Source organism: Calditrichota bacterium (genome assembly GCA_013151735.1).
Taxonomy (GTDB): Bacteria; Zhuqueibacterota; JdFR-76; order JdFR-76; family BMS3Abin05; genus BMS3Abin05.
In genome coordinates, this window is sequence record JAADHR010000221.1 from 1 (window position 1) to 6,203 (window position 6,203).

5 protein-coding genes are annotated in these 6,203 nt (G+C 47.6%); all 5 read right to left on the bottom strand.

Features of this window, described 5'->3' with window-relative positions; genetic code table 11:
- Positions 1-1,318 (bottom strand): GumC family protein (locus tag GXO76_15930; GenBank protein ID NOY79342.1); only part of this gene is annotated, 1,318 nt, incomplete at its 3' end.
- Between the two features lie 458 nt (positions 1,319-1,776).
- A complete protein-coding gene (locus GXO76_15935; GenBank protein ID NOY79343.1) occupies positions 1,777-2,439 on the bottom strand; it encodes an outer membrane lipoprotein carrier protein LolA in 663 nt (220 codons plus the stop codon).
- A gap of 14 nt (positions 2,440-2,453) precedes the next feature.
- Complete coding sequence (locus GXO76_15940) at positions 2,454-4,850, bottom strand: DNA translocase FtsK (GenBank protein NOY79344.1); 2,397 nt, start codon at positions 4,848-4,850, stop codon at positions 2,454-2,456.
- 270 nt (positions 4,851-5,120) lie between these two features.
- Positions 5,121-5,846 (bottom strand): 2-phosphosulfolactate phosphatase, encoded by a 726-nt coding sequence (locus GXO76_15945; protein NOY79345.1) that lies wholly within the window; start codon positions 5,844-5,846, stop codon positions 5,121-5,123.
- Positions 5,843-6,203: glycine cleavage system aminomethyltransferase GcvT (locus GXO76_15950; GenBank protein ID NOY79346.1), on the bottom strand; the 361-nt coding region annotated here is incomplete at its 5' end. The genes GXO76_15950 and GXO76_15945, both read right to left, overlap by 4 nt.

Consider the following 6,203-nt stretch of genomic DNA (forward strand, 5'->3'; position numbering starts at 1 on the left):
GGATTGCCTGATCGATAATCCGGATTTTCCCGATCTGACCGGCTTCCGTCACACGTGATTCCTCATATTTTTGTTTCATCATGAGGTAGATATTTTCATTCAGGGTTTTCGCGCGCTCCAAACGAGCCAGTTTCAGGCTTTTGTCCGGAAGGGTTTCCATTTTGCTGGTGTATTTCTTCACGATCTTTTGCAATTCGCTAACCTGAGCCTTCAGAGCCAGATTTTCGGTTTCCAGATCCACCACTTTCTGTACCACATCCCAATAGGGTTCCAGGCTGTCGCGGATGGGGGTCTTACTGGCAAACAGCTTTTTGATTTCCCCGTTGAGCTGTCTTTTCATGACCCGAATGGATTTTTTCAGTTCATTGATCTGGTCATATTGCACCGGCGACTTGGATTTCTGGATTTCCAATGCCGTCAGGGTTGCTTCATTTTCGGCAATCTTTTGCTTGAGCTGCGAAATCAGCGGCGTGGAAATATTCTTAAGTCCATTTTCCACATCGGTGCGCATCTGTCCCAACTGGCTTTTCAGAAATTCCAGACGGCGCTTATTCGCTTCCAAATCCGTTCTGGCCGTGGCCAATTGGCTTTCAAAATCCACCAGCTGTGTAACCAGCTCTTTGGTTTCATCCGGAAGGGCAAACACACCGCTGCTTTGTTGATAAGCCCGAAGTGCGTCTTCCGATTCCCTTAAATCCTTCTCTTTCTTCTTCAGCTGATCATCCAAAAAGGAGACCACCTGGCTGATTTCACCGCGGCTGAACTGCCGATCCAGTTCCTGAAAGGTTTTGGCCACGCGATTGGCCAGAAATGCCGCCTCATAAGCGGAACCGGCTTTTACATTGATCTTAATAATATCCGTATCACGAATCGGATCAACCGTTAAGGCTCCCTGGAGTCTTTTTACACCCAACCGAAGATAATTAACGGGTTCTGCATTTTTTTCTTCCACATAAAAGAGTTTCAAAGAATCTTTATATCCATCCCTCAGAAGGTTGGTTACCACTTCGCGCGCCAGGCGCTGGCTTTTGAGAATCTGAACCTGGTTGTTCATCATGGTGACCTGTTTTCCGCCAAAAGGACTGATGTCAAACAGCGTTTGTGTCATTCCTCCGGTTTGGTCCACCATAACCATACAACTGGCTTCATACGTGGGGGGAGTTGTAAACGAGTAATAGGCGGTCGCGGCGACAACAATCAAAAAGGAAAGAATGATGATCCATTTGCCGCGATAGATGATCCGCCAATAATCACTTAACCGGACTTCTTGTTCTTCAAAATCGTGATTATTGTTTGAAAAATTAGATGCTGCCTGCAAAGGTGACTCCTTAATTTTCTGCTTGAGGGAAATTTACCAAATGAGAAGTATCAGATTGATACAATTTAATCTTTAAATATAAAATTTTTCTGCCAAAAAATCAATAATTATTTCTCCTGTTTCTAAAACTGTACCACTTTGAAACAGTCCAAATTAAATGACTCCTGTCTCTTTTATTCGTTTTTTTTCAACCTGACAGGGGGGCTGTAACCCAACTCTCATCTAATATTAACCGGTGAGTCTAAGCACACCCCTTCCCAACCCTCTTAGTTTAATACCTGCAATTTCTTCTTTTGCGGAAAAAGAATCTCTGACATGACATTTGTTTTTTCAGTAGCATTCAATTTTAGGTCCCAACCCAGTGGCACATGTCCACCCAAAATATTTTAACAGGATTACAGGATATTTTGTTGATCACGCCAACCCCCGTATAACCTGACAGCAAAAAAAGCATCCACTTATTCGGCCCGCATATCGATCACCTGAATATTCGGCGGAATTTTATAATGAAAAATATCCTCAGGGATTTTTTGATTAATTTTTATTTTTCTCAGTCGATAGGTGGTTACATTTTGATTGACATCTTCATAGCGCAGTTTTTTCGTCAACCAGGTTTTCTTGTCAATCCAGACGGTCATTTTGGGAATAAACACATCTTCCGATTTTGAAATGAGCTCCAGTACGTAGCAGGGTTTTCCGTCGATCGTTTCCTCTTTCAGCAAACGGGCGTGGTAATTCTTCTGAAATTTCAGCAGTAAGCGCCGGGGCAATAAATCGTCACCCGATTGATTGACATTATCAATAAGCACCTGCTTTTTCCCCGCATCGTAGGTCCAGAGAGTTTTGCCATCGGACACAATCACCTGTTCGGCAGTTTGCAGTCGAAATTTATCTCCCTCACCAATGTACAATTTACCGGAGAACGTCTGCTTTTCATCAATCATAACCCAGTGAAAGGTTTCTTCAAAGTCCGCGACCAGGGTTCGAATGGTTTCAACCCTTTGATGCACCTTTTCCAGAATTTTTTCGGCGGTCAGCTTCTTTTTCGCAAGACCGGAAACAGTAGCGGTCAGAAGAATCACACCCGTCAGACCCAAAATAATGGCTCTATTTTTTTTCATAGCCTTCTCTTTCGTTAATCCAGCAGTGTATCCAAATCCTCTTCCGTAATAAGCACTTCCCGCGCTTTGCTTCCATCGAAGGCCCCCACATACCCGGCCTGTTCCATTTGGTCGATGAGGCGGGCGGCACGCGCGTAGCCGATTCGCAGGCGTCTTTGCAGGAGTGAAATCGACCCCTGCTGGTGCCGGACAACCAGCTTCAGGGCTTCCTTGAACAATTCATCCCGCTCCCCGGATCGCCCCTCGGCGGTGTACAGGCCTTCGGCACCGGCGCCGGCCTTCATGGCAATTTCCCAATGAGGGAATTTGGGCTGGGCTTCGATGAATCTCAGCACGCGCTCCACCTCCTTGGAAGAGACAAACGCGCTGTGCAGCCGGATCGGATCGGATCGTCCGGGAGGCAGAAACAGCATGTCACCACGTCCCAACAATTTTTCTGCGCCGTTCGTATCCAGTACCACGCGTGAATCCGTTTTGGAGGTCACCCGAAATGCAATCCGGCTGGGGAAATTCGCCTTAATCACGCCGGTCAGGACATCGGTGGAGGGGCGCTGCGTGGCTAAAATCATGTGAATCCCCACCGCGCGCGCCATGTGTGCTAATCGGCTGATAGGGCCCTCAATATCTTTGCCGGAAATCAGCATGAGATCCGCCAGCTCATCCACAACAATAATGATGTACGGCATTTTGCGCCGGTACTGTTCTTCTAACTTGGTATGAATTTCCCCGTTTTCAATCGCCCGGTTAAACTCATCCAGATTTCGAACATTTGCCTTTGCCAGAATCCGGTAGCGGTGTTCCATCTCCAGTTCCATTCCCTTCAGAATGGTGACGGCATTATCCGCATTCGTGATGACATCCTCATTTAACTGCGGTAGCGTAATCAGGTGATGGTTCACCAAACGGGCATAGGTAGACAATTCCAGACGCTTGGGATCGATCAGAACCAGGCGCACATCTTCCGGAGAAAACTTAAACAACAGGCTGGAAATAATGACATTCAAGCAAACGCTTTTCCCGGACCCTGTTGAACCGGCAACCAGCAGGTGCGGCATTTGCACCAGATCGGCCACATAGACCTTGCCGGTAATGTCCACCCCAAGTCCCAGAGGCAATTTGGCCCGTGAGGATTCAAAAATGTCCGATTCCATAATGCGGCGCAGTGAAACAAGGGCCGATTCCCGATTGGGAATTTCGATTCCGACCACCGATTTCCCCGGGATGGGCGCCACAATTCGAATACTCCGGGCACGAAGCACCATGGCCAAATCGTCTGCGATCCCCAAAAACTTGCTGATTTTTACCCCGGGATCGGGCTCTACCTCAAATTGGGTAATGATGGGTCCCGGGTGAATTTGAACCACCTTTCCCCGAACCCCGTATTCGCCCAGCTTTTGTTCCAGATCCCGTGCCATTTCCAAAAGCTCGTCCCGTCTTTCCCGCGTCTCCAGCGGCGGAGCTTCATCCAGCAGATCGAACGAAGGTTTCTCATAATTTGTGGGAATTTCTTCCACCTCTTCCCGCGGCACGCTTATTTTTTCTTTCCGACCATTTGGAGCCGCCGCGCCCTCTTCCTTCAATGGCAATTCGATTTGATCAGGCGGCCCCTCTGGTGGTAGATTTTGTGGAAACGGGGGTTCTTCAGGAACCGGTTCCGATTCTGCAAAAGTCGCCTCGGGTTCCGGCGTACCTTCTTTTTCTTCGTCTAATTCGTCTTCAAACAGGTCTTCCTCAGTCACCATGGCCTTTTGGCGGGCACGCTCTTCCCGTTCTTTCCGTTTGAATTCCCGCTTGAGCGCTCGATTTCGTCTCATGTCTTCAAAAAATCGGTTCCATTTTTCGGTCAAATCAGAAAAGCGATTGGAAAAAACCTGCGCCACGGATCCAAAGGAAAATTCAGTCACATACAGAATCGGCAGGATAACCAGGGTCAGTAGAATCAACAAACTCCCGACCGCTCCGAAATACCGAAAAAATTGGGTGGCGAAAAAATGCCCCACAAGCCCATTCCAGGCATAATGTCCGTTTCCGATGGTTTCGGGCGATATGATTTTGGGCAGCGCGATCGCAATAGAAAGGGTTGTGGCATAAAACAGAACCAGCCCGGAATTTCGGAAAAGGTCATCCGTCGGGCGGTGCGTCAGGAGTCGCCAGCCAAAAATGAAGATTAACAGAGGAAGCACAATAATCGGATAGCCAATCGTGTAGAGGAGCAGATAGTGGGCCATAGCCGCACCCGCTAATCCCATCCAATTATGCACAATCTGGCGGGAACTGCTGTTCGGCCAATCCTGTGTGTGATACGAGAGGATACTCAGGAAAATAAGCACCGCAAGAACAATCAGCAAAATGCCGATCACTTCCTGTTTTTTCCCTCTCGACGATTTTCTTTGAATAGGTTTTCGATTCATAAACACTACTGATTGATGTCACATGTAGAACATGTCCCCTAATCCATTTATTTGGAAAGGTGTGATTTTCTAAATGACTGATAAAATTAAGACTGAATGCGTTTCAGATTATTGACCCAACCAAAATGCGTGATGCATTTTTTTCGATTACGTACTGACGGGATTCCGGGATTTTTTAGTTGCCTGAAAAAATAGACTTTTGACACAGCCCCGCAGAAAGGGGTCAGTTTGAAAAACAACAATCAGCCAATTGGCCTCTGCGAATCCGTTTCATCCGAATCGAACAATCCCGTTTTGTTTTTCATCAAATACGGGAATAATATTCAGAAAGTCTTTCCGGGAGCAATACTCCAAATCGGCTGTAAACCCGTTATTTTTCAGATAGCGCCCGTGCTTTGATCGTTCAAAAAGTAACTGCCTTGTGTCGTCCGAAAATCTTTGTGCCAGGGCCGCGCACGCAGTGGCCCCGTCGTTTTCACGTTCCGGAGTAATAAGTTGATTTATAATATAACCCGAACAAACGGAATCTTCAAGTGAAAAATGACCTTTTAGACCGGAATTTGCAAAAATCAGATGTTCCGGTCGGTGTGTGTTGATAAACCGGCTGAGTGCCTTCGCATTCAGGAACGAACCAAAGAGAATCTTTGATGCCGATTTTACCCGAAGAAAGGTCTCTGTGCCGTTGGTAGTTTTAAAAATAATCGCCTGCCCTTTGACTTTTTCCGGAGAATAGTCCAGCGGGGAATTCCCCAGATCGAACCCTTCAATCCTGAATCCGTCTTTTTCACCCCCCAAAAGAACCGGCAGATCGTTTACCTGCCGGGCCTGTTCCCTCGCCCGGGACGCCGACGCTACCGGTTGAATACGGACCGCCCCGTTATGCAAAGCCGTAGCAATGGTGGATGTGGCACGCAGGACATCCACCACAACGACCCAGCTGTTCCGAAGCGCTGCCTGATCGATTTCACAGGGCGAAAGAAAGGCTGAAACAATCATGATTCCGGGCGATAAAAGGGTGTCTCACAGACGGCCGCCGGTTCCATTTTCTTCCGGATTTCAATGTCGAGGGGCGTGCCCACTGCCGAATATTCAACGGGAACGTAACCCATCCCAATTCCGATGGAAAGCATGGGCGAAATCGTCCCGCTGGTAACGTGCCCGATTTCTTTCCCATCTTTAAAAATCTTGTATCCGTGGCGGGGAAAGGCTCGGGTATTCATTTTGAAACCGATCAATTTCCGCTTAATTCCCTCTTCTTTCACTTTCAGAAGCGCGGTTCTGCCAATAAACTCACCTTTTTGAAGCTTGGTAATCCAGCCCAAATCCGCTTCAAGGGGGTTGGTGGTTTCGTCG

Excerpts from the sequence above, each read along its gene's own strand:
- GXO76_15935 (NOY79343.1), bottom strand. The coding sequence starts at position 2,439 with ATGAAAAAAAATAGAGCCATTATTTTGGGTCTGACGGGTGTGATTCTT.
- GXO76_15940 (NOY79344.1), bottom strand. The coding sequence starts at position 4,850 with ATGAATCGAAAACCTATTCAAAGAAAATCGTCGAGAGGGAAAAAACAG.
- GXO76_15945 (NOY79345.1), bottom strand. The coding sequence starts at position 5,846 with ATGATTGTTTCAGCCTTTCTTTCGCCCTGTGAAATCGATCAGGCAGCG.